Source organism: Mariniflexile aquimaris (assembly GCF_042676825.1).
In the GTDB taxonomy this organism is placed as follows: Bacteria; Bacteroidota; Bacteroidia; order Flavobacteriales; family Flavobacteriaceae; genus Mariniflexile; species Mariniflexile aquimaris.
In genome coordinates, this window is the sequence record NZ_JBHTIB010000017.1 from 1 (window position 1) to 3,215 (window position 3,215).

The window sequence follows — 3,215 nt, forward strand, 5'->3', positions numbered from 1 at the left end:
GGTTTGTATGCGAGGATTTTCCGAAGGAAAATCAGACGTTACAAACACGCAACGACCTTTGTTTTAGCACTAAACCGCAATTATTTTTATACGGTGTTGGGCGTTCGTTTTTATTCAAATTTTGTCACTCTAATTTTAATATAATCAGTTCCGTTTTCGTCAATTGGTTTTCCAAAATATCTTGAAGTCAGTTTGAAAAAAGTCCGTACTCCAATTTCCTGTTCGATTTCCGCTTTCATTTGCTTTTTGGTAAAGTCCTTGTCTGAAGATTGAAACTCTTTAAGTTCTTCAAGGAAAAGTCCGAAAAATGGGTCTTTTGGGATTTCCAATTCCTCTGGAAGTTTTTCTCCAAAATCAATTTCGATTTCCGTGTCTGCTCCATACCTAACTCGTTGACGTTTTCCATTTGAAATAATATTATAACCATAAAAGTCAGTTGTTTGATTTAAGGTCAAAATTGCAATTTCAGAGTTAGGAAATTCATTTGTTAATTTCTTTTCCAAGTCAGATGGGTTTTTATGGTAAAACTCAAAAACTAATTCAGAGCTGACAATGAAAATTGTATCGTCATATTTTCCAATAGAAATTCCGTTTTCGTATTGAGCTTCACTAATACTTATTTCGTTTGCAGGTTGTAAATTTTCAAATCCGATTTTATTCGGAATATCTGTTGTATTTACATTCGCTGCATTTGTTATTGCTATTATGTAGATTTTAAATCCCATATTTTATGATTTACGAGGTCTTTCTTAAATGACGCCCAACGGATTTGTGTATGATTTCGTTGCGTGTTTAAACTACTAATTTAGTAAAAAAATACTGACTAAAGGATTGAGCCAGAGATTTTTCCGAAGGAAAAATCGGAAGCAATGAATAATACACGTTGTTACCTTTAGTTGCGACACGTTTGAGTGTTACGTTCCGTTATTTATTCCGATAAAAATTTTTCAGGTTCAGACTTTTTTAGAGAATGCTTACTTAAAATTCAAAAAAAAAATCGCGAAGAAAAAACTAGGCTTTTTTCCATTCAAGTTTCGATTCCGTAAACTGGCTCAATTCCGATTGAGTGAGATTCCGAGTAAGTGGCTCAATTCAGATAAACAGGCTCAAATTCCACGTATCTAGCTCAATTCCACTCAAAGCTTGATTCAAATTCAAAGTAGAGAAGGTGAGTGGTTGAAAACGTTTCATTTAATTCCGCAGAAACTTGGCTTGCCATTTTTCGGAGTAATTAAAGGTAACGTTTATGTATAAGGAAAGTTGCGTGTTTGTGTGCGAGGATTTTCCGAAGGAAAATCAGAAGCTAGCAAACGAGCAACTAACTTTGGTTTAGCTAAAATTAGCAATTTTTTTTATACGGTGTTGTAGTGCGTTTTTTATTTTTCAGATAACATTTTTACAATGTTCGTTCGATATTCTTCGTCCTTTTCATTCAATTCAACTGTTCCGTTTTTCAAGTCAGGATTTAAGAATATTTCTGCATATAAATTCTGTTCGTCATTTTCGTCAAAAAACAGTTTGAAATGAAATCTACCATTCTCCAAAATTGCGTTCTCTTTGTTTAAAGGAAAAGCTGTAAATGTCAATTTTTCACTTGCAAATTTTGTTTTTATAGGTTGTCCGTAAAGTTTAGAAATAACCTCAATTAGTTTATCACTTTCTTTTCCGATTGAGTGAATTTCGACTCCATTTGAAGCAAAACTTGTATTGTCAATTTCTCCGTTCACAAATCCTGCTGGAATTCCGTCCGCAATATTGATTTTCAGTCCGACAATTTGGTTTTCGTATTTAGCTTTGCAAGTCAAACTCCAAAATCCGTTGTCTAATTTTTCTTTTTTTGTTATTGAGAAAATTAAATCTTGCCAACCTTCTTCAGCGTCTTGTTTAGATGTCAATTCAATCAGATTATTATTTTGACCACATCCAAAAATGCTACTTAAAATTCCCATTATTAATATCAGTTTCTTAATTTTCATAGGTTGCTCTCAAATGCACTACAACGTTTATGTGTAAGGAACGTTGCGTGCTTGTGTGCGAGGATTTTCCGAAGGAAAATCGGATGCAAGCAAGCAAAGCAACGACCAAACGGTTTAACTAAAATAAGCAATGTTTTTTACACGGTGTTACCTGCTGGCTTTTATTCTTCATCTCTTTTTTTTCTTAAAGCAATAATTTCCAATTCCAAATCTTTTTTAGACTTAAAAAAATACTCTTCTCTTATTTTCTTAAAATCAATATGTTCATTCGTTGATTTCGGTGGAGGAGGAGTGTGTTCAGGAGTTAACGTTGATGGCTCGTCAAATCCTCTACTTATTCCACACATATTTAATCGAAGAAATCCATTTTCTATATTTCCATAGACAATCCACTTTCCAATTTTCTCAACATAAGGATGGCAATATTTCCAGTTTTTTCCAATGTAAATATTTCCAACAGAATCTCCTCCATCTAATGATTCAGTTACTTTTATTTTAAAAGTCAAATCGGTTTTATTTACGTCTATTACTTCTCCAATAAAAATACATTCAGAGTTTTCAATTTCCCATTTTTGCCATTCANTCAAAGCAACGACCAAACGGCTTAACTAAATTAAGCAATGTTTTTTACACGGTGTTGTGTGTAGGCTTTTCTTCGATTTCATTCAGTTCAAGTGTATATAACCAATATCTAACACCAAGTCTTGGTTTAATTTCTTTCAGTATTTTAAATCCAATTTTTTCGTAAATATGTCTTGCACTTTTCATTATTTCTGATGTATGCAAAGCCATAGTCTGTTCATTATTCTTTAGAGCAATTTCAATGCACATTCTTGTCAGAATTCCTCCAATTTTTTTGCCTCTAAATTCGGGACTAACAGAAACGAATCTTAAGTGACACCATTTTTCGTCATAAATTTCAGTCGGATTTCCCTTAGGTATCAAAAATGCCATTCCAATTATTTCACCAGCGTCATTTTCGCAAATAATACATTCTGACTTTTCAAGTAAGTCATTGTAAGTTTCATAACTATTTAGCGATTTATACAACTCATTCCAATTGTCATTTGTCAATTCATCTTTAAATTGTGTCCAAGATTTTACCCCCAATTCTTTAAGTTGCTCTAAATCATTCTTATTTCCTTTTCTGAAATTCATTTCCCGGTTCGTTTTTCAGCTGTCTTGTCCTGAAATATGGCTACAGGTTAAAATTGAATTTACGCTGTTAATTTATATACC

At 32.8% G+C, this 3,215-nt stretch carries 3 protein-coding genes; all 3 read right to left on the minus strand.

The features are described 5' to 3' along the window. Window positions 1–110 precede the first annotated feature (110 nt). Window positions 111–725 carry a hypothetical protein gene (locus ACFQ0I_RS15655; protein ID WP_379943900.1) on the minus strand — a complete coding sequence of 205 codons (615 nt, stop codon included), beginning with the start codon at window positions 723–725 and terminating at the stop codon, window positions 111–113. A 651-nt stretch (window positions 726–1,376) separates the two neighbouring features. After that, window positions 1,377–1,976 carry a hypothetical protein gene (locus ACFQ0I_RS15660; protein WP_379943901.1) on the minus strand — a complete coding sequence of 200 codons (600 nt, stop codon included), beginning with the start codon at window positions 1,974–1,976 and terminating at the stop codon, window positions 1,377–1,379. Between the two features lie 627 nt (window positions 1,977–2,603). Then, window positions 2,604–3,134, minus strand: a complete 531-nt coding sequence (locus ACFQ0I_RS15665) for a GNAT family N-acetyltransferase (protein WP_379943902.1) — start codon at window positions 3,132–3,134, stop codon at window positions 2,604–2,606. Window positions 3,135–3,215: the final 81 nt, after the last annotated feature.

Excerpts from the sequence above, each read along its gene's own strand:
- ACFQ0I_RS15655 (WP_379943900.1), bottom strand. The coding sequence starts at position 725 with ATGGGATTTAAAATCTACATAATAGCAATAACAAATGCAGCGAATGTA.
- ACFQ0I_RS15660 (WP_379943901.1), bottom strand. The coding sequence starts at position 1,976 with ATGAAAATTAAGAAACTGATATTAATAATGGGAATTTTAAGTAGCATT.
- ACFQ0I_RS15665 (WP_379943902.1), bottom strand. The coding sequence starts at position 3,134 with ATGAATTTCAGAAAAGGAAATAAGAATGATTTAGAGCAACTTAAAGAA.